The organism is Kitasatospora sp. NE20-6 (assembly GCF_045862635.1).
Genome location: NZ_BPRL01000028.1, coordinates 1 through 24,662 on the forward strand (window position 1 = coordinate 1; position 24,662 = coordinate 24,662).

The window sequence follows — 24,662 nt, forward strand, 5'->3', positions numbered from 1 at the left end:
GGTCGGGGCGGACGTCCTCGTCCATGCGCCGGTCGTCGTGCCCGGCCTCACGCGGTGGCCGGGTCGCCCTTCCTCCGCGGCCGCCAGCCGGGCTTCGGGACGGAGGCGATGAGGCGCCGGGTGTACGGGTCCTGCGGGTCGTCGAGGACGGCTGCGACCGGGCCGCGTTCGACGACCCGGCCCGCCTGCATCACCAGCACGTCGTCGCTGATGTGCCGGACGGCTCCGAGGTCGTGGGTGATGAACAGCAGCGCCGTCCCGGTGTCCGCCCGGATGCGTGCCAGCAGGCCCAGGATCTGCGCCTGGATGGACACGTCCAGGGCCGCGATCGCCTCGTCCAGGATCAGCACCCGGGGCTCGGCCGCCAGCGCGCGGGCGATCGCCACGCGCTGGCGCTGCCCGCCCGACAGCGCCCTGGGCAGGGCCCGCGCCTGGCGGTCGTCCAGGCCGACCATGTCGAGCAGGTCGGCCACCCGGGCCCGGAGGCCGTCGGCGGGAAGCCGCCGGTGCAGCCGGACGGCCTCGGCGACGGCGTCGCCGACGCGCTGCCGCCGGTCGAGGGAGGAGTACGGGTCCTGGAAGACCATCTGGATCTGCCGGCCACGGTCCCGCCGTTCACGCGAGCGCAGCCGTCCCGGCCGGCGCTCCCGGCCGGCGACGGCGACGTGTCCGCCGGTGGGGGTCTCCAGTCCCGCGATCATGCGGGCGGTGGTGGTCTTGCCCGAGCCGGACTCGCCGACGATCGCCAGCGATCCCCGCTCCGGGAGCGAGAAGGCCACGTCGTCGACGGCGACGAAGTCGCCGTACTCCTTGCGCAGGTTGCGGACGTCAAGCATGGCTGTCTGCCTCCTCGGGCGGGACCGTGTGCGGGAAGTGGCAGGACGCCGTGCCGTCGCCGACGGCGGACGGCTGCGGCCGGTCGCTGCGGCAGAGGTCCCGGACGTGGGGACACCGGTCGCCGAACGCGCATCCGCCGGGTGCCTCGAAGCCGGACAGCGGCCTTCCGTCGATGGCGCGCAGGGCGGCACCGGCGTCGTCGAGCGAGGGGCGGGAGGCGAGCAGGGCGCGCGTGTAGGGGTGGGCGGCGCGGCCGCGCAGGCGGCCGGCGGGAAGGTTCTCCACGGTCGTGCCCGCGTACATCACGGCGACCCGGTCGCACACGGCGGCCGCCAGTTCGAGGTCGTGGGTGATGAACAGCATCGCGAGTCCGCGGGCCTCACGGGCTTCGGCGATGATCGCCATCACCTCCTCCTGGGTGGTGACGTCGAGTGCCGTGGTCGGCTCGTCGGCGAGCAGCAGGCGCGGTTCGGCGGCGAGGGCGGCGGCGATCATGACGCGTTGGAGCAGCCCTCCGGAGAGTTCGTGGGGGCGTTGGCGCATGCGCCGGTCGGTGTCCGCGATGCCCACCTCCCGCAGGATCCGGGTGACCCTGGCGACTGCTTCGGCGGCCGGAACCCGGCGTGCGGTGGTCAGGCCCTCGACCAGGAAGTCGCCGATGCTGCGCGCCGGGTTGACGTGCGCCCTGGGGTCCTGGAAGACCATGGCGACGTCGGACGCGCGGAACGCACGCAGGCGTTCGGGTGTCATCGCGGGGACGGACTCCCCCGCGAAGAGCAGGTCGCCGTGGATCCGGGCCGTCCCGGGCAGCAGGCGCATCACGGACCGGGCGGTCAGGGACTTGCCCGATCCGGACTCGCCGACCAGCGCGAGGGCCGTCCCCTCCGGGATGCTCAGGTCGGCGCGGTGCACGACCGTGCGCACCGCGCCGTCGAGCCGCAGGTCGATCCTGAGTCCGCTGATCTCCAGCAGCGGTGCGGGGCTCATGCGTTCTCTCCGAGCAGGCGTCGGGACAGTCCTGTGCCCAGCAGGTTGAACGCGACGACGACCACGAGGATGGCGAGGCCGGCGTAGAGCGACTGCTGCGGCTGGCCGGCGAGGATCGAGGGTGCCCCGTTGGACACCATCAGCCCCCACTCCGGGGCGGGGGGCTGGCTGCCGAGGCCGAGGAAGGAGATCGCGGCGACGTCGAGCAGCGCGTAGCCGAAGCCGATGGCGGCCTGGACGAGGACGAGGGGCAGCAGGTTCGGCAGCAGGTGCCGCAGCCAGATGCGGGTGGTCGGGGCGCCGAGGAGCTGGAGTGCCGACACGTAGGGCAGGTGGCGTTCCCTGATGGCGGCGGACCGCACGACGCGGGTGACGAGGGGGAGGTAGGCGATCGACAGGGCGGCGATCGGCGCGGTGAGCCCGGCTCCGAAGACGGCGGCGGCGAGCACCGCCATGATCAGCCCGGGGAAGCCGAACACGATGTCCAGGACACCGGAGACGACCCGGTCGAGCCATCCGCCGGACCAGGCGGCGGCCAGCGCGAGGAGGGTGCCGAGCGACGTCGAGACGACGACCACCACCGTGGGGGCGGCGAGGCTGGCCCGGGCGCCGGTGATCAGCCGTGACAGGAGGTCGCGGCCGGTGTCGTCCGTCCCGAGGAGGTGGGCCGCGGACGGCCCCGCGTCGACTCCGAAGGGGTCGACGGCGTTCGGGTCGTGCGGGGCGATCAGTGGGCCGAACACGGCCAGCAGGACGAACAGGGCGACCACGCAGCCGGCGCCGGTCGTCAGACGGTCGCGCGGGACGCCGGCCCTCGGCTCGGCGGCGGTTCGGGTGGGCAGGGCGGTGGTCATCCGGACCCCTTCTGTGCGGCTCGGGGGTCGAGCGCGGCGCCGGCCAGGTCGACGGCGGTGTTGAGGACGACGAACACGACCACGAAGATCAGCGAGACGGCCTGGACCACGGCCATGTCCTGCTTCGACGCGGCCTCGATCATGAGGGCTCCCAGCCCTCCGGTCCCGAACGCCTGCTCGGCGACGGCGGCGGTGGCGATGAGACCGGCGACGGCGACGCCGGAGACGGCGAACACCGGGCCGGCGGCGTTGTGGAGGACGTGCCGCCTGATCACCGTCCACTCGGGGACACCGCGGCTGCGCGCGGTCTCCACGTGCTCCGCGCGCATCTCCGCGCGGACGGCGGTACGGGTCACCTGCGCGACGTAGCCGATCCAGGTCATCGCCAGCGCGACGGCCGGCAGCGTCAGGTGGGAGAGGGTGCCGGTGAAGCCGTCGCCCGAGCCGTACACGGGGAACCACGGGAGCCGGACGGCGAACAGCCAGATGAGCAGGACGGCCAGGACGAAGGTCGGCACCGCCATCGCCCCCGCCGTGACGGTGGTGGCCAGCGTCTCCGTCCGGCCGCCGCGCAGCGCGGCGGCGGTGCCGACGGCGATGCCCGCGGCCAGGACGAGCACGGAGGCGTAGCCGACCAGGGCGAGGGTGTCGCCGGCGCGGGCGCCGACGAGGTCGGCGACGGAGTCGCGGTAGACGAGGGAGGTGCCGAAGTCGCCGTGCAGGCAGCCGCTCAGCCAGTGCCAGTAGCCCTGGAGGAACGGGTCGTCGAGGTGGTACTCGCGGTGGATCTGCGCCAGCACGGCGGGGTCGGGGTTGCGGCTGCCGCCGACGAGGAGGGTGGCGGGGTCGCCGGGGGTGAGGAACATGGCGCCGTGGATGGCCAGGCTGGAGACGAGCACGGTCACGACGAGCATGCCCAGGCGGGCGGCGACGTACCGGAGCGTCATCGGGGACCGCCTCCCGGACCGCCGTACGGTGCGTTCCGGCGGCGGGGCGGCGGTGTGGGGGGCGGCGTGCGGGGCGGCGGTGTGTGGGGGACGACTCGCAGAGGGGGCATGGGGCCCTCCAGGGGCAGGGGCTATTCGCCGCTTTCGGGCAGGACGGTCAGGCGCAGACGGGACGGGTGGGCGGGGCCGGTGCGGAGCTTCTGCAGGCTCGCCTCGGGCGTCGTGGTGAGCCACGGGTTCTCCGGCGTGCCGGAGTTGGGGAGGTGGTTCGGGAAGTCGCTGGAGGCGACCATCAGTGCGAGGCGGTGGCCGGGGCGCACCCGGTACCCGGTGTGGCCCAGGGCGATCCCGATCTCGCCGGGCCGGTCGGCCTGGGCGCATCCGCGCACGATCAGGCGTGCCGTGCCGTCCGGTGCGAGGTCGAGGAGGCGGACGAACACGTCGAAGGTGGGGGCCGTGCTCTCCACGTGCAGCACGGCGTGGACGGGACCGGCGAGGTCGAGGGGGGTGTCCGCGGCGGCGGTGGTGAAGGCGAGGACGTCCGCCCGGTCGAGGGTGCGGCGTTCGTCCGCGTGGTCGCGCAGCTGCAGGAAGGTGTCGGCGGCGGCGGACGGTACGAGGTCGTCCGGGTCGTAGCGCCAGTCCACCGACTCCGCTCCGGGGGCGGGACGGGCGGTGAGGCTCCCCCCGGGGGCGGGGCCGGTGGCGGCGGACGGGTCGGCGAGGTGCAGTTCGGTCTCCACCGCCTCCGGCAGCGGCCAGGTGGCCGCGGTGCGCCAGCCGACGTGGCCGAGCTTCCACCGGACGCGGGGAAGCGTTTCGGGCCGGGCGGTGCCCTTGAGGAAGACGTCGAAGAACTCCACGGCCGGTCCGGCGTAACGGTCGATCATGCGGTCGAGGGCGGCGTCGTGGACCAGGTGGTCGTCCTCCGGCGGTACCGGGGCGTTCTCCAGGAAGTAGTTCTCGTGGTCGATCGTGTCGGCGAGCAGGTACTGCACGGCCGACCAGCCGGGGCGCCGGGCGAGTTCGGTGTAGTCGCGCATGTGGGCGATGCCGAGGTTGTCGAACCAGCCCACGCAGTGCAGGACGGGCACCGGCCGGGCGTCGTACGGGTGCGGCCCGTTGTACGGGGCCAGGGGGATGCCCGAGGCGATGAGGTCGAAGCCTGCCGAGCGCTTGCCGAGCGCGGCGAACGCCTCCTCGTAGGCCGCGGCGATCGGGCGGGTGGTGAGGTCGACGTCGAACTCGTGGATGTCGTTGTCGGTCCACACCTGCGCCTGGTACGTGGTGCCCTCCAGCCACAGCGGCTGCGGCCCGGAGCCGGTGTCGTAACTGGCGATGCCGGGGCCGTTGCTGGTGCAGGTCACCCGGGGGACGATGGCGCGGAGGGCGGAGTGCTCGCCGGAGACGGCCGACCACTGCGTGAATCCGTAGTAGGAGTCGCCGAACATGCCGACGATCCCGTCGGACCAGGACTGGCGGGTGATCCATTCGATGGTGTCGTACCCGTCGTCCACCTCTCCGGTCCAGCCGAGGGTCCGGCCCTGGGAGCGGAACTTGCCGCGGACGTCCTGGACGACCACGGCGTAGCCGCGGGCCGTGAACCGCTCCGCGATCCGGTCGAAGAAGACGTAACGGCTGTTCTTGTCGTAGGGCAGCCGGGCCAGGACGGTCGGCACCGGCCCCTCCTGCCCGGCGGCGTACACGTCGGTGGCCAGCAGCACTCCGTCGCGCATGCGCACCATGTGCTGCTGTGCCTGCGGTGGGACGGGCTGCGGGGTGACGCGCTGGACGGCAAGGCTCATGGGGCCCTCCATGGGAGCGAATCGTTTGAAAACATCGTGATACAACAGCGTTGCATTACGCGCCGACCAGCGTCAACCCCCGTTCGGACGGGGGAATTCACGCCGACGACGCCTGGAGCCCGCGCGCCACCGCACCGGGCCCGCAGGGGTCGGGCCGACGCACGGCCGCGACCTGCCCGGCGACCCGGACGAGCGCGAGCGCACGGGTGGAGCCGTCCGCCTCCCGACGGAGGACGAGCCGCTCGGACAGCGCGGACACCATCGGCAGCCCCCTCCCCCTGAGCCCCTCCGGGTCACCCTCCACGCCGGCCCCGGGAACATCGGGAAGCGGCCGGGAGGACCCGCTGTCGACGACCTCGACCTCCAGGCAGCCGCCGCAGTGATGGAGGCGCACGGCCATCCCGTCCCCTCCGTGCTCCGCCGCATTGGCCACCAACTCGGCGAGGACGACGATCGCGTCACCGGCCGGCACGCCCCACACCCCCAGCAGCCGGGTGCAGCGGGAGCGCACGAGGCGCGCGGCCCGCGGGGTCGCGGGGAGGCGGAAGACCGCGGCCCGGCACTCTCCGGCACGGCGGCGGCAGCGGGTTCGGACGGGCGCGGCGGGGCGGGGCAGGCAGGACATCGGGGCTCTCCTCCCGGATCGTCCCCTGCCGGGCCGCACGGCGGGTCACGGCAACGGCGGGAACGCGGGTCGGCGGTTCGGACGACGCTTCACAGGCGGACCGGCACCGGGCCGGCGCGGCGACGCACGAGGCCGTCGCGCGAAGAGAAAACGTCGTGATATAACGATGTTGCATTACGCGGTGTTCTGCGTCAACCCCTCTCTGAGCTAGGTTTCCTCCATGCCGATCGACGTCGACGAAGTCCAGCGCCGCAAGGCAATCGCCCACGCGACCCTCACGGTCGCCGCCCGCGACGGTGCGCGCGCGATCACCATCCGCGCCGTCGCCAAGGAGCTCGGCGGCTCCACCGCCATGGTCACCAACTACGTGCCCACCCGATCGGCCCTGATCCTCAACGCCGTTCGCGCGGCGGAGTCCCGGTGGCGGGCCGACCTGGAGTCCCACGTGGGCGACCGGACCGGCGCGGACCGACTGCGCGCCACCGTGGAATGGCACCTCAGCACGGAACCCGAGGACCTGCTCCTGCGGACGCTGTGGGTCGAGATGCTCTCCTCGGCGCACACCGACCCGGCCGGCGTCGACCGGCAGGAGCCCCGCGATTCACGCCAGGAGTTCCTCGACGCCTCCATCGCCGCGGGCGTGCCCGACGCGGCACTCGCCGCCGACGTCCTGTCACTTCTGACCCGCGGCTACTACGTCTCCTCCATGGAGGAGCCCGCCTACTGGACGGCCGAGCGGGTCGCCCGCGTCACCAAGGCCGTGGTGGACGCCCTCATCACCGACTGAGCCCCGACGCCTCCGGTGACGCCGCCGACGCGATGCCGTCGGCGCAATGCCGTCGGCGAACGGCGGCCCCGGTGGTCGCCGGGGCCGGCCACGGCCCGCCCGCGCCCCCGGGCCGGCGAGTGGCCGTCCACCACCACGACAGGGCCCTCGCCCGCCGCCCGTTCCGAGCCGCCGACGCCAGGGGCATTCCGCCCCACCTGCCGATCACCTGCCGATCACCTGCCGAGCCGACGGCGAGGAGGCCGACCCCGACCGGTCGGTGACGGCACGTCAGCGAGCCCGTGCGGACTCGACTCGGCACTCCCCCGCGACGTCCCGGGGAACAGCGCCGACGCCCGAACGGCGAGTCATGGCATGCGGGCCCGAAGCGGCGCGCCGTCAGTCCCCTGGTGACCCATGGGCCCCCGGCTCCGGCCGTGAGCCGCGCTTCCGTCAGCACGATCGACCGCACCACCGCCGGGGTCGGTGGGGCCCTGGCGGTCCCAGCCCGGGGAGCGGATCTCCAACTCGACGTCCGGGCCGCGTACCTCAGCCCCGCAGGTGCGGCAGGTCCAGGCCGCGTCCAGCGGGTGGCCGGGGTGATCCGGGTGGTCCGAGTGGCGGTCCGGGCGGTCCGGGTGGTGCCGCAGCACCACCGGCGGCTCGGGCGACAGCCAGCGGTCGCCCCAGGCGAGCAGCGCCTGGGTGAGCGGGGCGAGGTCCCGGCCGGCCTCGGTGAGGTGGTACTCGTAGCGCGGCGGGCGCTCGCTGTAGGCGCGGCGTTCGACCACTCCCGCTTCCTCCAGGGCGCGCAGCCGGGCGGTGAGCCGGTCGCGCGGGGCTCCGGTGTTGCGGGCGATCCGGTCGAACCGGTGATTGCCGTAGAAGAGCTCGCGCACTGCGAGCAGCGCCCACTTCTCGCCGAGGACCTGCAGTGCGGCCGCGATGGAGCAGGGGCGGCCCGGCAGCGCGGCGGCGGCGGAACGGGCGGCTGTGGGCTGGGCATCGGTGCGCGGGGTCACTCCACCAGCCTGTCACAGAGGGTTGTGCATTCAAACTCACTACCACTAGCGTTCCGGGCCATGCAGAGAGTTGGAATATCAAACCCAGTAGCCGCGCCGACCGACCGGCGCCGGCGCCGGGCCGCGTTCCTGGTGGTCGCCGCCGCGGTCTTCGTCTCGAACCTCGACCTGTTCATCGTCAACGTCGCCCTCCCGGCGATGCAGCAGCACTTCCACGGCAGCAGCCTGGCCACCCTGTCCTGGGTGTTGAACGGCTACGCCATCGTCTTCGCCGCGCTGCTGGTCCCCGCCGGACGGCTGGCGGACCGCATCGGCCACCGAAGGGTGTTCCTCGCCGGGCTGGCCGTCTTCACCACCGCCTCCGCACTCTGCGCACTCGCCCCGGCCGTCGGCTGGCTCGACGCCGCCCGGGCGGTCCAGGCGGCGGGCGCGGCCGCACTGATGCCGACCTCACTGGCACTGCTGCTGGATGCCACTCCCCCGGCCGAGCGCCCCGGCGCCATCCGGGCCTGGGCCTCGATCGGCGGGATCGCCGCCGGGCTCGGACCGGTCCTCGGCGGACTGCTGGTCGAGGCCGACTGGCGCTGGGTCTTCATCGCCAACGTCCCGGTCGGCATCGCCGCCATCGCCGTGGGGATCCGCGTACTGCCCAGGCTGCGCGGCAAGGAAAGCGGCCCCCTGCCGGACCTGTTCGGCGCAGGACTGCTCACCACCGCCGTCGCCGCCCTCGCCGTGTCCCTGGTCAAGGGCAACGACTGGGGCTGGGACTCGCCCCGGGTCCTGGGCGGCCTGCTCGCAACCGCCCTGCTGACCAGCTGGCTCCTGCACCGCTCGGCGCGCCACCACGCCCCCGTCGTCGAACTGCCGCTGCTGCGGGTGCCCAGTTTCGCCGCCGCCAACACCGCAGCCCTGCTGTTCACCCTCGCCTTCGCCGGCATGCTGCTGACCTCGGTCCTCTGGTGCCAGCAGGCCTGGGAGTACTCGGCGCTGCGCACCGGACTCGCCATCGCCCCCGGCCCTCTGCTGGTGCCGCCGGTCGCACTGGGCAGCGCCGCACTGGTGCGCAGGCTCGGCCCCGGACGGCTGGCCGCGCTCGGCACCCTGCTGTTCGCCGCAGGCATCGGCTGGTGGACCGCCACCATCGGAATCCGGCCCGGCTACACCACCGAACTGCTGCCCGGGCTGCTGCTCACCGGCCTGGGCGTGGGACTGACGCTGCCCACCCTCATCGGGTCCGCCTCGGCGGCACTGCCGCCCACGCGCTTCGCCACCGGTTCGGCGATCACCACGATGGCCCGGCAGATCGGCGCGGTGGTGGGCGTAGCGCTGACGGTCAGCCTGATCGGCACCCCGCACGGGCCGCAGGCCGCGCTGGACGGGTTCCGGCGCGGCTGGACGGCGGTGATCGCAGCAGCGCTGCTGGCCTGCACGGCCGCCCTGGTGCTCGCCGCCGCCCAGCGCCGGGCCGCAGCGAAGTAGCCTCGCCTCCGGGGTCTCCCGGGTCTCCCGGGTCTCCGCACCGGCTCGGCCCGTTCGCCGTCGTTGAGCTCCGGCTCGGGCACCGCTCGGTACAACGCAACAGCATCACGTCGGAACTCGTCCGGGCACTTCGACGGGCGTCCCATCCGGACTTCCCCTTCCTGGACCTGAAAGATCCACGTGTCAGGGTGTCCACGTCGCGGGGCGGAGCTCGGTTTTCCATCCTGGCGCCGGCACGGCCGGCCACAAGCTCGGGTATTCCGTCACGGGTGGAGGGACCTGCTTCACCGGGATCTACGCCGTGGCCAACGGGGGCTGCACCAGCGAGATCGCCAGTCCGTACCTGAACAACTGACGGCCATGTGATCCGCTCGGGTTCGGACGGCGCGCCGATATTCGACCGCGCCGAAATTCCGAACCGATCGACCCGTCGATATGTCAGGCAATTCGGGAATGCTGCGGCATGGCATCTCGACGGGTCGAAGGAGTTCGCCGAAGCCATGTGACCGGGAGGTCGAGCCGCAGCCGCCAACCGCCTCCCGGGTGCCGGGTGCCGGTCGGCCTCTCCTTGAACACCTACGACCTCGGAGGCCGACAGCTGCAGGGAGTTGACCCCTCGACAGATACGGCGTGACCCCCTGCGCGACACTCCTCGACCTTCGCCCGGGGCAGCCGGACCACCGCTCCGAAGGAGGCATCCGTCCGCTGGTCAGCAGAGGTGCGTGTGCAGTTTCATCCCCTCTTCGGAGCATGCCGGAACCCCCGTGAGAAGCTTTTCGCATGTCTGGTGCGAAGCGCTCTCCTCTCTGTCTCGTCTCCGCGACCGCCCTCGCCGCGCTCGTTCTCTCCGGCTGCTCGTCATCCGGGTCATCCACCGGCAGTGAGAGCCGGACCGGCTTCGTCACTGCCAAAGGAAGCCGCTTCTCAACGGCTGCTCCCGGTCATCGTCAGGATGCGCCGGACATTTTCGGCGCCACTCTTCACGGTCAGCCGTCCAAACTGTCCGACTATCGGGGGAAGGTGGTTGTGATGAACATCTGGGGCGCCTGGTGCAACCCCTGCCGCGCAGAAGCAAAGGGCCTGCAGGGGCTGTGGGAGAAATACCAGGGAAACGGCGTCCAGTTCCTCGGGATCAACACGAGGGACAACGACCCGGAAAACGCTGTCGCGTTCGAGAAGGACAAGGGCATCACCTACCCGAGCATCTACGACCCGGACGGTACGCAGATCCTCAAGTTCCCCAAGGGCAGCCTCAACCCGAAGTTCATCCCGACCACCATCGTGATCGACCAGAACGGCAGGCTGGCCGCCCGGGCGTTCGGCGCCCAGAGCGCCGACACCGTCGAAGCCATGCTCCGACCGATCCTTGCGGAACAGACCCCCCAGCCGTAGACCGCGCCGGCCCCGGGTGGGGGTCGGAGCGGCGCCCGGGGATCGCGCAGTCCGGGACGGGCCCGGCCCGGAGGCTGCTCGATCAGCTCAGGGGTACGCCCCGCCCACCGGGGACGGAACCACGCAGCACCGGGCCCCGGCACGAAAACTCGGGTGCCGGGGCCCGGAGGCGGAGGGCGGTCAGCTCCTCTTGAAGACGGTCACTGCGAGGGGGCCGGCGGTGGCGCTGGAGGTGCTGACGGCGCCGGTGGTGTCGAGGACCTTCGTCCAGGTACCGGCGGGCAGGCTCGGGTTGTAGTCGCTGTTGGTGGGGTTGTAGACGACGACGGTGTCGTAGGCGGTGGGCGCGGACGCGTTGGAACTGATCCTGGTGGTGATCACGGAGCCGCTGCTCTGGGCGGAGAGCTGGCTGTTGACGGCGTCCCAGGTGGTCAGGCGCAGGGCGGGGGTGGACTTCCGCAGGGCGATGGCGTCCTTGTAGTACTTGAAGGTGGCGGCGTTGGCGGCCTTGTCGCCCCAGTGGATGGCGTTGACGTCGTCGCCGGCGTTGTAGGAGTTCTTGGCGGTCTCGTAGTTGCCGCCGACGACCTTGGTGCGCAGGAACTCGTCGCCCTCGGTGATGAGGGCCGTGCCCTGGGAGGTGAGGACCATGCCGGTGGCGAAGCGGTCGATCTGGCCGGCGCGGCCGACGGCACCGCCGCCTGCTCCGGAGTAGGTGATCTTGTCCCAGAGGCTGAGGTCGTCGTGGACGGAGACGTAGTTGATGCTCTGCTCGGGGTCGTAGGCGAACGCCGGGTTCCACGGGTCGGACAGGGCGTTGGTGTTCTTGGTGGCGAGCAGCGATCCGCGCAGACCGCGGATGACGGCGGAGGTGTCGCCGGCGCCGTTCATGTAGTTCATGACGTTGTCCTGGGTGCCGCCCTTGATGGCGTCGCGGTAGGCACCGTTGAAGACGCCGACGTGGGCGCTGGCGAGGGTGGGAACGGTGGCGTAGCGGACCTTCTGGGCCTCGCCGGGGTCGCTGACGCCGCCGCTCCAGGGCTCGCCGTAGATCTGGAGCTGGCGGTCGGGGTAGGTGGCGTTGAGGTAGCTGCCCCAGTCGGCGACGCTGGCGGCGTAGTGGACGCCGAGGAGGTCGAAGCGGAAGCCGTCGACGCTGTAGTCGCGGACCCAGTGCTCCAGCGAGTCGCGGATCATGCGGCTGACCATGGGGTTGCCGTCGTCGATGGAGTTGCCGGTGCCGGAGAGGTCGGTGCCGTTGTAGTACTTGCCGGTGATGCCGTCGAAGACGTTCTTCCCGGCGGTGTGGTTGTGGACGACGTCCATGATCACCCGGATGCCGGCCTTGTGGAACTCGTTGACCATGTCCTTGAACTCGCGGATGCGGCCCTCGGGCGTGGTCGCCTGGGAGAACTGCTCCTCGGGGACGTTGTGGTTCAGCGGGTCGTAGCCCCAGTTCGGCACGGTGGAGTTGAAATCGAAGGAGGGCATGAGCTGGACGTCGGTGACGCCCAGTTCCTTGAGGTGGTCGATGCCGGTCTTCACGCCGTTGTGGGTGGTGCCGCCCTGGACGAGACCGAGGAACTTGCCGCGCTTGGCGGCGTCCACGCCGGAGCTGGGGTCGATGGTGAAGTCGCGGACGTCGAGCTCGTAGATCACCGAGTCCTCGCGGTTGGCGCGGGCCGGACGCGGGGCCCAGCTGCCGCCGGTGGGCTGGACGGCGCCGGAGTCGATGACGACGCCCTGGGTGGTGCCGGGGTTCACCATCTGCGCGTAGGGGTCGCGGACGTCGTTGCCGCGGATCTTGAACTGGTAGGCCTGGTTCTTCAGGTCGCCGCCGACGACGGTCTGGTAGACGCCGGTGTAGCCGTTGAGGGTGACCGGGATCATCGAGTACGTCGTGCCGCCGACGGTCACCTTGACGTCGGAGCTGTCCGGCGACCAGATGCGGAACGTCGTCGAGGCCGCGGTGTACAGCGCGCCGAGGGTGGTCTGCGTGGAGGCGGGCGGGCCGGTCGGCGTCGGGGTGGGCGTGCTGCCGGTGGTGGACCGGATGCTCAGCACGTGGCTGGTGCCGTTCCAGCTGAAGGTGGTGGTGGCGCCGTTCGCGGGAACGGTGAAGGGGATGTTCGCGCCGCCGGCGGTGCCGTTCTGGCCGTAGTTCTCCGTCCAGGCGTGGTCGAGGGCGGCCTTGACGTTCCAGGTGCCGGCGGGGATCGCGGTGGTGGTGAAGGTGTAGGTGCCGTCGGCGTCGGCGTCCTCCAGCGTGGACGTGAGGCAGTCGGGGGCCCAGTCGCCGGGGCAGCCGATCTCGGACTGGAAGTCGCCGGCGGCGGTGACGACGCGGCTGTTGGCGTTGTCGGTGATCACGTGGGTGACGGGGTCGTAGACGAAGGTGACGGCCTTGCCTCCGGCCGGGACGGTCAGGGGGATGTCGGCGCCACCGGGGGTGCCCTGGGCCCCGTAGTTCTCGGTCCAGCTCTTGTTGATCGCGACCTTGTAGGCCCAGGTGCCGGCGGGCAGGTTCAGGGTGACGGCCCACGTGCCGTCGGCGCGCTGGGTGAGCTGGTTCTGCGCGCAGTCGGTGACCCAGTCGCCGGCGCAGCCGATCTCGCTGTTGAAGGTGCCGGGCACGGAGACGGCGGTGGGGGCGGCGCTCGCGGCGCTCTGGAGGAACGGGGTGAGGGTCAGGGCCAGGGCCGCGGCAACGGTGGCCGTGGCGGTGACGGTGGCCGTGCGGCGCCGGGAGCGGCGGGGAGCGTGGTGCATGGGGGACTCTCCTGTGGCCGTGGTGCTGTGCCGGCGGCGGGTGGGCCGCTCGGCGTGGGTGGGGGGTGGTGCAGTGGTGCAGTGGGGTGGTGGTGCGGTGCGGTGCGGTGGTGCGGTGGGGTGGTGCGGTGCGGTGGTGCGGCCGGTGGGCTGCTCGGGGCAGGGGGCCGGCCGGGGTACCCGGGCCGCGAAGAAGTCAGGGTCTTCGCGGCCCGGAACCCGCGGGCCCCGGGGCACGGAGGGTCGGGGTTTTCCGTGCCCAGGGGATCCGGCCCCCGCCCCGCCGGGCGGGGGCCGGAGGTTTCAGGAGGTGCGGAAGACCGCGACGGTGCGTGCCGGGACGGTGAACGTGCCGTTCGCGGCGGAGTGGCTCGACGTCTTCACGACGGGGTCGCTGCCCCCGGCCTGCGCCGGGTCCAGGACGTAGGCGGCACCGGCGGTGCCCGCGACGGTCCGGGTGGTGGTCTGCGGCGTGGCGTTGAAGACGACGACCAGCCCCTTGAGCGCGGGGTCGGTGTCCGGGCCGACGGTGTCGTCGATGCGCATCAGCCCCAGGGCCGCGGCCGACACCGCGGCGGTGGCGACCGGTCTCGGCCGTCGGCGGCCGGAAGAGCGGTGCATGGAAGAACCTCCAGTGTGTCGCCCTCACCGCACAGGGGCGGTGTCCGGCCGTTCGGCGGTGCACGGCGGGCGGGCGGGCGGGTGGGGGTGAGGAGGAGCACACGACGGCGCGGGCGGATACGCCCGGCTCATGATCCGTCACAGTGGTGCACGCATCTGCCGACGGCGGGGCACCGGGTAGGAGGTCCATCCCTCATCGGCAGTTTGCTAATTCATGTTAATAATGCGTAACTGGCCGGCAGGTCAAGACTCGGGACAGAAACCCGCTGCGCCCCGAGGGCTCGTGCGGGCCCCGGCCGCCACCCTGGCGGCGACCGGGATCCATACTCTGTTTACGGTTACTAACGTGCGTTATCGTGGGGGGACACACACGAGACGGGGGATCCCCATGTCGCCGAAGTCGCCAGGTCCGGCCCCGACGACCGGACGCGGAAGGGTCACGTCCACGGACGTGGCGAAGCTCGCCGGCGTGTCGCGGTCGGCGGTCTCCTTCGCCTTCAACAGTCCCGAGCGCCTCTCCGAGGCGACACGTGAAAGGATCATGGCCGCCGCCGAGCAGATCGGCTACTCGCCGAACACCCTCGCACGCATGCTGCAGGCCGGTCAGACGCAGTCGCTGGGGGTCCTGCTGCCGCAGAACCTCGCCAAGGTCATGGAGAACCCGTACTACGCGCGGTTCCTCACGGGCGTCGGCCAGGTCTGCGACGAGCAGGGCTACACGATGCTGCTGACCCCGCCGCTGCGGGACTCGATGCTCAAGGCCATCCCGTACGCCGCGGTCGACGGCTTCATCGTCTGCGGGCTGGAGCACGACCGCGGCGAGGTCGCGGAGCTGCAGCGCCGGGGCATCCCGTTCGTCCTGGTGGACAGCAGTCCCTGGGAGGACGTGCCGAGCGTGGACGTCGACGACCGCGCCGGGGCGCACGAGGTCACCCGCCACATCCTCGACCTCGGGCACCGCCGGATCGCCCTGCTGTCGATCGACCCCGGCCCCGAGCGGGCCGAGCGCGGCTACCGCGGGCCGCTGGCCAGGCGGATGGACGGCGTCACCGAAGCGCTCGCCGAAGCCGGCATGACGCTCGCCGACGTCACCCTCAGCGAGGTCCCCTGCACCCGCGCCGACGGCTACCGCGCCACGAGGGCCCTGATGTCGGACACCGCGCCCACGGCGATCGTCGCGCTGTCCGACATCCTCGCCTTCGGCGCCATCAACGCCCTGCACGACCTCGGCCTGCGCGTGCCCGAGGACGTGACCGTCACCGGCTTCGACGACCTGCCGGACGCCGCCTGGCTGCGGCCCCGCCTGACCAGCGTCCGCCAGCCCATCTCCGCCAAGGGCCGCTCGGCCGCCGACTTCCTCATCTCCGCCATCCGCGACGAGGACCAGCACCCCCACCAGCTGCTCGGCACCAACCTCATCGTCCGCGACTCCAGCGGCCGGGTGCCCGCCGTCGTCGGCTGACCCTCACCCGCACACCCCCGCACACCGCCGCCCCCTCGCCCTCCCGGGCCAGGGGGCGGTGTGCGTCACGCACCCTCCCCCGCCGGCCCCACCCTTCCCCCGCCGGTCCCGGCCCGCCCGCCCACAGGCCGGAGGGGGTCGCGCCGTCGCGTCGCGAGAGGTCGGCCCCGGTTCGGGGCCGGTTCATCCGCCCGCGTTGTCGATGTGCGTCACGCGCGTTACCTGAACGTTAGGTAACTGCTGTTAATAGCCTGCTAATGTCGACGACATCACACAGCTCGACCGTGTGGGATCCCGCGTCACCGGACTTCGGGCAGTACCTGCCTGTCGTGGCTGCGGGAGCCCCGTCTCCGGCTCCGCCCCGCCTCCACCAGGCGCGACAGACCGCCGGACGAAGTACCGAAGCCCGGCCCCGGCTCCACGCGGGACCGGCCCCCCACCCCCGGAATCTCCCTCCATCTAGGAGTTCACCATGCGTCGTGGCATCGCGGCAGTCGCCCTCGCGGCTGCGGTCATCGTCTCTGCGAGCGCCTGCAGCTCGGGCAGCGGATCGGGCTCCGCCGCCGCCGGCCCGGTCACCATCACCTGGTGGGACACCTCGGACGCCACGAACGAGTCGCCCACCTTCAAGACCATGGTGGCCGACTTCCAGAAGGCCAACCCGGACGTCAAGGTCACCTACGTCAACGTCCCGTTCGCCGACGCGCAGAGCAAGTTCCAGACCGCCGCGGGCAGCAAGGGCGCCCCGGACGTGCTGCGCGCCGACGTCGGCTGGACGGCGGGCTTCGCGAAGTCGGGCTTCCTCGCGCCCCTGGACGGCACCGCCGCCGCGGCGGACGTCGCGCAGTTCCAGCCGCAGCTCGTCGAGCAGGCGAAGTACGAGGGCAAGCTCTACGGCGTCCCGCAGGTCACCGACACCCTGGCGCTGATGTACAACAAGGAGCTCTTCGCCAAGGCGGGCATCACCAAGGCCCCGGCCACCTGGGGCGAGCTGAAGGCCGACACCGCCCTGGTCAAGGAGAAGACCGGCGTCGACGGCTTCGCCGTCAACCCGCAGGCCTACTACGCCATGCCGTTCCTCTACGGCGAGGGCACCGACATGCTCGACGTCGCCGCGAAGAAGATCACCGTCGCCTCGCCGGCCGCCGTCAAGGGCATCGACACCCTCAAGTCCCTGGTCGCCGCCCCGGGCATGGCCAAGCTCGACACCACGAGCAACGGCTACGCCAACATCATGGACGCCTTCACCAACGGCAAGGTCGCCGCGATCATCCAGGGCCCCTGGGAGAGCGCGAACGTCTTCAAGGGCCAGGCGTTCCTGAAGAACGACAACCTCGGCATCGCCCCCGTCCCGGCCGGCTCCACCGGCAAGGCCGGCGCCCCGCTCGGCGGCCACAACCTGGTCGCCTACGCGGGCTCGGACGCCGCGCACCAGGCCGCCGCGCAGAAGTTCATCGCCTTCATGACCTCCGCGAACTCGCAGATCTACACGGCGACCAAGAACTCCACGCTGCCGACCCGCACCGACGCCTACACCCCCGAGGTCACCACCAACCTCGGCATCGCGGGCTACCAGAAGGTGCTGTCCACCGGGCAGCCCCGTCCGGCCGTCTCCCAGTACTCCTCGCTCTACGACCCGTTCGGCACCGAACTGATCAAGATCCTCTCCGGCCAGGAGAGCACGAAGGCCGGCCTGGACAACGTCGCCGCCTCCGCCAAGAAGCTGCTGCCCGACTACGACGCGCAGTGACCGACCTCCGGCCGGGGCGCCCCGGTGCCCCGGCCGGAGCCGACCACTGACCACCCCCTGATCCGCCTCCGAGGTGCCAGATGACCACCGCCGTCCAGGGCGAACCCGCCCAGACACGCCGCCGCCCCAGGCCCGGCCTCCTGCAGCGCGCCAGGCGCTCCTACGACCGCTACTGGTACGCGTGGGCGATGTGCCTGCCGGTGGTCCTGGTCCTGGGCGCGATCGTCGGCTACCCCCTGGTCCAGGGGATCTACCTCAGCTTCACGAACGCGACCAGCGAGAACGTCGGGCGCACCATCGGCGCCAACCACATCCCCGACACCTACGACCGGATCGGCCTGAAGAACTACGCCGACATCCTGACCGGCGCCAACAACCAGTTCTGGCCCCACCTGGTGTGGACGATCGTGTGGACGATCCTCTGCGTCGCCTTCACCTACGCCATCGGCCTGGCCCTGGCCGTCGCCCTCAACCGCGAGATGCGGGCCCGCGGCCTCTACCGGCTGCTGCTGATCCTGCCCTGGGCCGTGCCCACCTTCGTCACCATCTTCACCTGGCGCCTCATCCTCGCCGACGACGGCGCCGTCAACCAGTTGCTCGGCCTTCTCCACATCACGGGCCCGTCCTGGCTGAGCAACCCGCTCGCCCAGAAGGCGGCCGCGATCGGCGTCAACATCTGGTGCGGCGTGCCGTTCATGATGATCTCCCTGCTCGGCGGCCTGCAGGCCATCCCTCGCGAGCTCTACGAGGCGGCCGAGATGGACGGGGCCACCCCCTGGCAGCGGTTCACCAACGTCACCCTGCCGGGCCTGCGGCCGGTCAGCAGCACCGTGATCCTGCTCGGCGTGATCTGGACGTTCAACCAGTTCAACGTGATCTTCCTGCTGTTCGGCACCAACAGCGACAGCGCCCAGATCCTCGTCACCTACGCCTACAAGCTGTTCTTCGGCCAGCAGCCCCAGGACTACGCCTCCTCGGCGGCCGTCGGCATCCTGTGCCTGTCCCTGCTCGTGGTCTTCACGAGCGTCTACCGCCGCTGGCTCAAGCGCAACAACGAGGGGGCCCTCTGATGGCGACCGCACCCACCGCCCCCGCCCGTCACTCGCGCAACCGCCGCAAGGCCTCCGCCTCCCTCACCCTGCACGGCGGGCTCGTCGTCATGGCGTTCGTCGCGGCGTTCCCGATCCTGTGGATCGCCTACATCTCGCTGGGCGCCGACAAGTTCGACTACCAGCACCCCGGCCGCATCCTCGACCGGCCCTCGCTGTCCAACTACGGCCACGTGCTGACCGACACCGGCTTCGGCACCTGGATGCTCAACTCGGTGATCGTCGCCTTCGGCACCACCGTCGTCGGTGTCCTCATCGCCGCCAGTGCCGGCTACGCCGTCTCCCGGATCCGCTTCCTGGGCCGCGGCACCCTGATGTACACCTTCCTGCTCACCCAGATGTTCCCCGTCGCCGTCCTGATGGTGCCGCTCTACAAGATCATGGCGAACCTGGGCCTGCTCGACACCTACGCCGGCCTGATCGTCATCTACTGCTCCACCGCGGTGCCCTACTGCGCCTGGCTGCTCAAGGGCTACTTCGACACCATCCCCGTCGACATCGACGAGGCCGGACGCATCGACGGCCTCTCCCCGTTCGGCACCTTCTGGCGCCTGGTCGTCCCCCTCGCCCGGCCCGGCCTGTCCGTCGCCGCGTTCTACACCTTCATCACCGCCTGGGGCGAGGTCGCCTACGCCTCGCACTTCATGCTCTCCGAGAACAAGTACACCCTCGCCGTCGGCCTGCAGACCTACGTCAGCCAGTTCAACTCCCAGTGGAACTACATGGCCGCGACCTCCGTGCTCATCGCCCTCCCCGCCGCCCTGGTGTTCTACGTCGTCCAGAAGCACCTGGTCGCCGGCCTGACCGCCGGCGGCACCAAGAGCTGACCCGGCCCCGGATCGTCCGGGCGCCCCGGGACGGGCCGAACCGCACTGCACACCGCCGCCGTCACAGGCGCGCCGGCCCGTCCCACCCGCCTTCCATCGCCCTATGTAGCCGCGGCGTCACTCGCCGCTGTCGTGAGGACCCCATGACCCAGCATCTCGCCACGACCGACCGGCCCGCCGACGCCCCCGCCGACGCCGCGCGCAGAGCCGGCTGGTGGCGCGACGCGGTGATCTACCAGGTGTACCCGCGGAGCTTCGCCGACGCGAACGGAGACGGCATGGGAGACCTGCCGGGCATCCGCTCGCGCCTGCCGTATCTGCGCGACCTCGGCGTCGACGCCGTCTGGCTCTCCCCCTTCTACGCCTCCCCGCAGGCCGACGCCGGCTACGACGTCGCCGACTACCGCGCGGTGGACCCGATGTTCGGCACCCTCGCCGACGCCGACCACCTGGTGGCCGACGCCCACGGCCTGGGCCTGCGCATCATCGTCGACCTGGTCCCCAACCACTCTTCCGACCGGCACGAGTGGTTCCAGCGCGCGCTGCGCGAGGGACCTGCGTCCCCTCTGCGCGAGCGCTACCACTTCCGTCCCGGCCAGGGCGCCGGCGGCGACGAGCCCCCCAACGACTGGGAATCCGTCTTCGGCGGCCCCGCCTGGACCCGCACCGAGAACCCCGACGGCACCCCCGGCGACTGGTACCTGCACCTCTTCGCCCCCGAGCAGCCCGACTTCAACTGGGAACACCCCGCCGTTCGCGAGGAGTTCCACGCCGTCCTGCGCTTCTGGCTCGACCGGGGCGTCGACGGCTTCCGCATCGACGTCGCCCACGGCCTGGTCAAGGCCGCCGGCCTGCCCGACCTCGGCACCCACGACCCGCTCAAGCTGCTCGGCACCGGCGCCACGCCCTGCTTCGACCAGGACGGCGTGCACGAGATCTACCGGGAGTGGCGGAAGATCCTCGACGAGTACCCCGGCGAGCGGATCGGCGTCGCCGAGGCCTGGACCCCGACCGCCCGGCGCACCGCCAACTACGTGCGCCCCGACGAGCTCCACCAGGCCTTCAACTTCCAGTACCTGGCCAGCTCCTGGCAGGCCGGCGCGCTGCGGCAGGTGATCGACGAGTCGCTGGAGGCGATGCGCCCGGTCGGCGCGCCCACCACCTGGGTGCTCTCCAACCACGACGTCACCCGGCACGCCACCCGCTTCGCCAACGAGCCTGGCCTGGGCACCCAGATCCGTACCGCCGGCGACCGGGAGCTCGGCCTGCGCCGCGCCCGCGCCGCCTCCCTGCTGATGCTCGCGCTGCCCGGCTCCGCGTACGTCTACCAGGGCGAGGAGCTCGGCCTGCCGGACGTCACCGACCTGCCGGACGAGGTCCGCCAGGACCCGTCGTACTTCCGCGCGGAGGGCCAGGACGGCTTCCGCGACGGCTGCCGCGTGCCGATCCCGTGGTCCGGCACCGAGGCGCCGTACGGCTTCGGCCCGGCCGCGGGCGGCCCGTCCTGGCTGCCGCAGCCCGCCGAGTGGGCCCACCTCTCGGTGGAGGCGCAGACCGGTGACCCGGCCTCCACCCTGGAGCTCTACCGGGCGGCCCTCGCCTACCGGCGTGCACATCCCGCCCTCGGCGGCGCCGACAACCTGACCTGGCTGGACGCCGGTGAAGGCGTGCTGTCCTTCGAACGGTCCACCGACGACGGCCGCACGCTGCGCTGCACGGCCAACATCACCGACCGCCCCGTCACCGTCCCCACCCCCGGCGAACTCGCCCTCGCCAGCGAGCCGCTGACCCAGGACGGCGACCACACCGTCCTGCCCGCCGACACCACCGCCTGGTGGACCACCGGCTGACCTCCGGAACGCGGTGATGCGCCCGGCCGTCCGCCACGAGCGCATCACCGCCCGCAGATCCCGCCACCGGCCAGCCCACCGGCCGACCGCGGTGCCGCATCCTGCCGTCAACCCGGGTGCGGCACAGCCCACTTCACCGCCCCCACTTCACCACCCGTCGCGACACGAAGAGGTGCCATGACCGACCGACCCGCCACCGCCGCCAGATCCCGCCGCACCCGGCAGGCCGTCGCCACCGCCGTCGTCCTCGCCGCCGCCGGACTGGCCCCCGCCCCGGCCCTGGCCGCCGACCCGGCGGCCGCGCCGACCGCCGTCGCCGTGGCCGGCGACCTCGACCACCTCCTGGGCTGCCCCGGCGACTGGTCTCCCGACTGCGACCAGGCCCAGATGACCCGCCGCCCGGACGGCGTCTGGTCCCTCTCGGCGCACCTGCCGGCCGGCGCCTACTCCTACAAGGCGGCCCTGGAGAAGAGCTGGGCCGTCAACTACGGCCTGAACGCGGCACCGGGCGGCGCCAACATCCCGCTCGCCGTCCCGGCCGGCGGTGCGGACGTCACGTTCCTCTACGACCCCGCCACCCACTGGATCACCGACACCCTGAACACCGCCGTGGTCACCGCGGGCGGCGACTTCCTGGACGAACTCGGCTGCACCGAAGGCGCCGTGGACTGCCTGTCGGCCTGGCTCACCGACCCCGACGGCGACGGCCTGGCCACCTTCACCACCACCGCCCTGCCCGCCGGCACCTACCACGCGAAGGCCGCCCTCGGCCTGCCCGCCACCCCGGTGGCCGGCACCGACACCACCTTCACCGTCGCGAAGGCCGGCGACGCCACCACCTTCAGCTACACCGCCGCCTCCCGCGTCCTGAGCGTCTACGCCGGACAGCCCAAGCCCAGCCTCGCCCCCCGCTCCGGGTACTGGCTCACCCCCGACACCATCGCCTGGGACCTCGGCGACAACGCCGCCACCGCGAAGACCTTCCAGCTGGCCACCGCCCCCGACGGCGGCCTCACCGCGGCCGGCACCGGCATCACCGGCGGCACCGCCATCCCGCTGACCCGCGACCCCAAGGGCCTGCCCGCCGCCCTCAGGGCGAAGTACCCGCACCTGGCGAAGTTCACCGCGCTGCGCGTCCCGCGCGAATGGGCGGGCAGAGCCAAGCAGTTGGTCAAGGGCCAGAGCGCGGTCGCAGCCATGGACGGCACCGGCGACCTGATCGCCGCCACCGGCCTGCAGACCGCCGGCGTCCTCGACAGCCTCTACGCGGCCAAGGCCGCCGACGCCGAACTCGGCCCCGTCTTCGACGGCAGGAGGCCCACCCTGTCCGTCTGGGCGCCCACCGCGCAGTCCGTCAGCGTCGAGCTCTACGACACCGCCACCTCCACCGAGGCGCGCACCGTCCCCCTGATCTTCGACGAGGCCACCGGCGTCTGGTCGGTGAAGGGCGACAGGAGCTGGAACGGCACGTACTACCGCTACCAGGTGAAGGTCTGGGCCCCCAGCGTGCTGAGGACCGTCACCAACACCGTCACCGACCCGTACTCCCTCGCCCTGTCGGCGGACTCCCGGCGCAGCCAGATCGTCGACCTCGACGACGACGCGCTCACACCGCGCGGCTGGGACCGCACCGAGTCGCCGAAGGCGATCACCGCCGGGCAGCAGCAGATCCAGGAGCTGCACATCCGCGACTTCTCTTCCGCGGACACCGCGCTGCCCGCCGACGAGCGCGGCACCTACCTCGCCTTCACCGACCCCAGGTCGGCCGGCATGAAGCACCTCAAGGACCTCGTCGCCGCGGGCGTCACCACCGTGCAGATCCTGCCGACCTTCGACTTCGCCGGCACCTCGGAAGTCCGGTCCACCCACGCCACCCCCGACTGCGACCTGCCCGCCATCGCCCCCGACTCCGACCAGCAGCAGGCGTGCGTGGCCGGCACCCAGGCCCGTGACGCTTTCAACTGGGGCTACAATCCCTTCCACTTCACCGTCCCCGAGGGCTCCTACGCCACCGCCCCCGACGGCGGCGCCCGCACCGTCCAGTTCCGGCAGATGGTCCAGGCCCTCCACCAGGCCGGCCTGCGCGTGGTCATGGACGTCGTCTACAACCACACCGCCGCCGCCGGACAGGACCCGAACTCCGTCCTCGACCGGATCGTCCCCGGCTACTACCAGCGCCAGGACGCCGACGGCACCGTCACCCGCGACAGCTGCTGCGCCGACACCGCCCCCGAGAACGCGATGATGAACAAGCTCGTCGTCGACTCCGTCACCACCTGGGCCAAGCAGTACCACGTCGACGGCTTCCGCTTCGACCTGATGGGCCTGGACCCCAAGCAGACCATGCTCGACGTCAAGCACTCGCTCGGCAAGCTCACCGAGCGCCGCGACGGCATCGACGGCAAGGCCACCACCCTGTACGGCGAGGGCTGGAACTACGGCGTGGTCGCGAACGACATCCGCTTCGTCCAGGCCACCCAGGCCAACATGGCCGGCACCGGCATCGGCACCTTCAACGACCGCCTGCGCGACGGCGTCCGCGGCGGCGGCCCCTCCGACGCCGACCCGCGCGAGCAGGGCTTCGCCAGCGGGCAGTTCACCGACCCCAACGGCGCCCCCGTCAACGGCACCGCCGCGCAGCAGAAGACCGACCTGCTGCACGACATGGACCTCGTCAAGCTCGGCCTCACCGGCAACCTCGCCGGCTACACCTTCACCACCAGCGACGGCACCCGCCGCAAGGGCTCCGGAATCGACTACAACGGCACCCCCGCCGGCTACACCGCAGCCCCCGGCGAAGCCGTCACCTACGTCGACGCCCACGACAACCTCGCCCTCTACGACGCCCTCGCCCACAAGCTGCCCGCCGGCACCACCCCCGCCGAACGCGGACGCATCCAGGCCCTCGCCCTCGCCACCACCACCCTCGCCCAGGGCCCCAGCATGGTCCAGGCCGGCACCGACCTGCTGCGCTCCAAGTCCCTGGACGGCGACTCCTACGACAGCGGCGACTGGTTCAACGCCATCCACTGGGACTGCACCCGGGGCAACGGCTTCGGCCACGGCCTCCCGCTCGTCTCCTCCGGCCGGAACCAGGCCCAGTGGATCTACGCCAAGCCGCTGCTCGCCGACCCCGCCCTCGTCCCCACCTGCGCAGACACCGCCTCCACCACCGCGCAGTACCAGCAGTTCCTGAAGATCAAGCGCTCCACCCCGCTGTTCTCCCTCGCCACCGCGAAGGAGGTCCAGCAGCGCCTGACCTTCCCCCTCTCCGGCACCCCCGGCGAGACCCCCGGCGTCATCACCGAGCACCTCGACGGCCGCGGCCTGAACACCTACCGCTCCGTCACCGTCATCTACAACGCCACCGCCGGCTCCCGGACCCAGAGCGTCGCCGCCCTGGCCGGCACCCGCCAGAACCTGCACCCCGTGCAGCAGAACGGCACCGACCCGACCGTCAAGCAGTCCACCTACGACCCGGCCACCGGCACCTTCACCGTCCCCGCCCACACCGTCGCCGTCTTCGTGCAGAACTGACCCACCCGCCGGGCCCGGCCGAC

The 24,662-nt window shown here is 72.0% G+C and carries 18 protein-coding genes; 9 read left to right on the forward strand and 9 right to left on the reverse strand.

Features of this window, described 5'->3' with window-relative positions:
* Nucleotides 1–47: 47 nt before the first annotated feature.
* From SNE206_RS20690 to SNE206_RS20715, 6 genes are all read right to left on the reverse strand, one after another.
* The gene (locus SNE206_RS20690; protein WP_407914927.1) at nt 48–836 is read right to left on the reverse strand and encodes an ABC transporter ATP-binding protein; all 789 of its coding nucleotides are present in this window, start codon (nt 834–836) and stop codon (nt 48–50) included.
* The gene (locus SNE206_RS20695) at nt 829–1,824 is read right to left on the reverse strand and encodes an ABC transporter ATP-binding protein (RefSeq protein ID WP_407914928.1); all 996 of its coding nucleotides are present in this window, start codon (nt 1,822–1,824) and stop codon (nt 829–831) included. The genes SNE206_RS20690 and SNE206_RS20695 overlap by 8 nt, the downstream gene beginning before the upstream one ends.
* Nucleotides 1,821–2,678 (reverse strand): ABC transporter permease, encoded by an 858-nt coding sequence (locus SNE206_RS20700; protein ID WP_407914929.1) that lies wholly within the window; start codon nt 2,676–2,678, stop codon nt 1,821–1,823. Before SNE206_RS20700 ends, SNE206_RS20695 begins: the two co-directional genes overlap by 4 nt.
* On the reverse strand, nt 2,675–3,625 hold the full coding sequence (locus tag SNE206_RS20705; protein WP_407914930.1) for an ABC transporter permease: 951 nt from the start codon (nt 3,623–3,625) through the stop codon (nt 2,675–2,677). The genes SNE206_RS20700 and SNE206_RS20705 overlap by 4 nt, the downstream gene beginning before the upstream one ends.
* Nucleotides 3,626–3,756: 131 nt before the next feature.
* A complete protein-coding gene (locus SNE206_RS20710; protein ID WP_407914931.1) occupies nt 3,757–5,430 on the reverse strand; it encodes a CocE/NonD family hydrolase in 1,674 nt (557 codons plus the stop codon).
* 97 nt (nt 5,431–5,527) lie between these two features.
* A complete protein-coding gene (locus SNE206_RS20715; protein ID WP_407914932.1) occupies nt 5,528–6,055 on the reverse strand; it encodes an ATP-binding protein in 528 nt (175 codons plus the stop codon).
* A gap of 220 nt (nt 6,056–6,275) precedes the next feature.
* On the opposite strand from SNE206_RS20715, the gene SNE206_RS20720 reads away from it, so the two are divergent.
* A complete protein-coding gene (locus SNE206_RS20720) occupies nt 6,276–6,842 on the forward strand; it encodes a TetR/AcrR family transcriptional regulator (protein ID WP_407914933.1) in 567 nt (188 codons plus the stop codon).
* Between the two features lie 347 nt (nt 6,843–7,189).
* On the opposite strand, the gene SNE206_RS20725 is transcribed toward SNE206_RS20720, so the two are convergent.
* Nucleotides 7,190–7,843 carry a winged helix-turn-helix transcriptional regulator gene (locus SNE206_RS20725; RefSeq protein WP_407914934.1) on the reverse strand — a complete coding sequence of 218 codons (654 nt, stop codon included), beginning with the start codon at nt 7,841–7,843 and terminating at the stop codon, nt 7,190–7,192.
* Between the two features lie 132 nt (nt 7,844–7,975).
* On the opposite strand from SNE206_RS20725, the gene SNE206_RS20730 reads away from it, so the two are divergent.
* Nucleotides 7,976–9,322: an MFS transporter gene (locus tag SNE206_RS20730; protein ID WP_407914935.1), complete on the forward strand. Its 1,347-nt coding sequence runs from the start codon at nt 7,976–7,978 to the stop codon at nt 9,320–9,322.
* Between the two features lie 780 nt (nt 9,323–10,102).
* Nucleotides 10,103–10,714, forward strand: a complete 612-nt coding sequence (locus SNE206_RS20735; protein ID WP_407914936.1) for a TlpA family protein disulfide reductase — start codon at nt 10,103–10,105, stop codon at nt 10,712–10,714.
* A gap of 180 nt (nt 10,715–10,894) precedes the next feature.
* Here SNE206_RS20735 and SNE206_RS20740 read toward each other — a convergent pair whose 3' ends face one another.
* The gene (locus SNE206_RS20740; RefSeq protein WP_407914937.1) at nt 10,895–13,483 is read right to left on the reverse strand and encodes an alpha-amylase family glycosyl hydrolase; all 2,589 of its coding nucleotides are present in this window, start codon (nt 13,481–13,483) and stop codon (nt 10,895–10,897) included.
* Nucleotides 13,484–13,786: 303 nt separating this feature from the next.
* Complete coding sequence (locus tag SNE206_RS20745; RefSeq protein WP_407914938.1) at nt 13,787–14,104, reverse strand: alpha-1,6-glucosidase domain-containing protein; 318 nt, start codon at nt 14,102–14,104, stop codon at nt 13,787–13,789.
* Nucleotides 14,105–14,555: 451 nt separating this feature from the next.
* Here SNE206_RS20745 and SNE206_RS20750 point away from each other — a divergent pair, with 451 nt between their 5' ends.
* The 6 genes from SNE206_RS20750 (at nt 14,556) to pulA (ending at nt 24,639) form a co-directional block, all read left to right on the forward strand.
* The gene (locus tag SNE206_RS20750; RefSeq protein WP_407914939.1) at nt 14,556–15,566 is read left to right on the forward strand and encodes a LacI family DNA-binding transcriptional regulator; all 1,011 of its coding nucleotides are present in this window, start codon (nt 14,556–14,558) and stop codon (nt 15,564–15,566) included.
* A gap of 472 nt (nt 15,567–16,038) precedes the next feature.
* The gene (locus SNE206_RS20755; RefSeq protein ID WP_407914940.1) at nt 16,039–17,316 is read left to right on the forward strand and encodes an extracellular solute-binding protein; all 1,278 of its coding nucleotides are present in this window, start codon (nt 16,039–16,041) and stop codon (nt 17,314–17,316) included.
* A gap of 80 nt (nt 17,317–17,396) precedes the next feature.
* Nucleotides 17,397–18,386 (forward strand): carbohydrate ABC transporter permease, encoded by a 990-nt coding sequence (locus SNE206_RS20760; protein ID WP_407914941.1) that lies wholly within the window; start codon nt 17,397–17,399, stop codon nt 18,384–18,386.
* The gene (locus tag SNE206_RS20765; RefSeq protein ID WP_407914942.1) at nt 18,386–19,252 is read left to right on the forward strand and encodes a sugar ABC transporter permease; all 867 of its coding nucleotides are present in this window, start codon (nt 18,386–18,388) and stop codon (nt 19,250–19,252) included. The genes SNE206_RS20760 and SNE206_RS20765 overlap by 1 nt, the downstream gene beginning before the upstream one ends.
* A 143-nt stretch (nt 19,253–19,395) precedes the next feature.
* Nucleotides 19,396–21,102: a glycoside hydrolase family 13 protein gene (locus tag SNE206_RS20770; RefSeq protein WP_407914943.1), complete on the forward strand. Its 1,707-nt coding sequence runs from the start codon at nt 19,396–19,398 to the stop codon at nt 21,100–21,102.
* 177 nt (nt 21,103–21,279) lie between these two features.
* Nucleotides 21,280–24,639 (forward strand): pullulanase-type alpha-1,6-glucosidase, encoded by a 3,360-nt coding sequence (gene pulA, locus SNE206_RS20775; RefSeq protein ID WP_407914944.1) that lies wholly within the window; start codon nt 21,280–21,282, stop codon nt 24,637–24,639.
* The last annotated feature ends 23 nt before the right edge of the window (nt 24,640–24,662 follow it).

Coding starts and splice junctions, on each gene's coding strand:
- SNE206_RS20690 (WP_407914927.1), bottom strand. CDS start 836: ATGCTTGACGTCCGCAACCTGCGCAAGGAGTACGGCGACTTCGTCGCC.
- SNE206_RS20695 (WP_407914928.1), bottom strand. CDS start 1,824: ATGAGCCCCGCACCGCTGCTGGAGATCAGCGGACTCAGGATCGACCTG.
- SNE206_RS20700 (WP_407914929.1), bottom strand. CDS start 2,678: ATGACCACCGCCCTGCCCACCCGAACCGCCGCCGAGCCGAGGGCCGGC.
- SNE206_RS20705 (WP_407914930.1), bottom strand. CDS start 3,625: ATGACGCTCCGGTACGTCGCCGCCCGCCTGGGCATGCTCGTCGTGACC.
- SNE206_RS20710 (WP_407914931.1), bottom strand. CDS start 5,430: ATGAGCCTTGCCGTCCAGCGCGTCACCCCGCAGCCCGTCCCACCGCAG.
- SNE206_RS20715 (WP_407914932.1), bottom strand. CDS start 6,055: ATGTCCTGCCTGCCCCGCCCCGCCGCGCCCGTCCGAACCCGCTGCCGC.
- SNE206_RS20720 (WP_407914933.1), top strand. CDS start 6,276: ATGCCGATCGACGTCGACGAAGTCCAGCGCCGCAAGGCAATCGCCCAC.
- SNE206_RS20735 (WP_407914936.1), top strand. CDS start 10,103: ATGTCTGGTGCGAAGCGCTCTCCTCTCTGTCTCGTCTCCGCGACCGCC.
- SNE206_RS20740 (WP_407914937.1), bottom strand. CDS start 13,483: ATGCACCACGCTCCCCGCCGCTCCCGGCGCCGCACGGCCACCGTCACC.
- SNE206_RS20745 (WP_407914938.1), bottom strand. CDS start 14,104: ATGCACCGCTCTTCCGGCCGCCGACGGCCGAGACCGGTCGCCACCGCC.
- SNE206_RS20755 (WP_407914940.1), top strand. CDS start 16,039: ATGCGTCGTGGCATCGCGGCAGTCGCCCTCGCGGCTGCGGTCATCGTC.
- SNE206_RS20760 (WP_407914941.1), top strand. CDS start 17,397: ATGACCACCGCCGTCCAGGGCGAACCCGCCCAGACACGCCGCCGCCCC.
- SNE206_RS20765 (WP_407914942.1), top strand. CDS start 18,386: ATGGCGACCGCACCCACCGCCCCCGCCCGTCACTCGCGCAACCGCCGC.
- SNE206_RS20770 (WP_407914943.1), top strand. CDS start 19,396: ATGACCCAGCATCTCGCCACGACCGACCGGCCCGCCGACGCCCCCGCC.
- pulA (WP_407914944.1), top strand. CDS start 21,280: ATGACCGACCGACCCGCCACCGCCGCCAGATCCCGCCGCACCCGGCAG.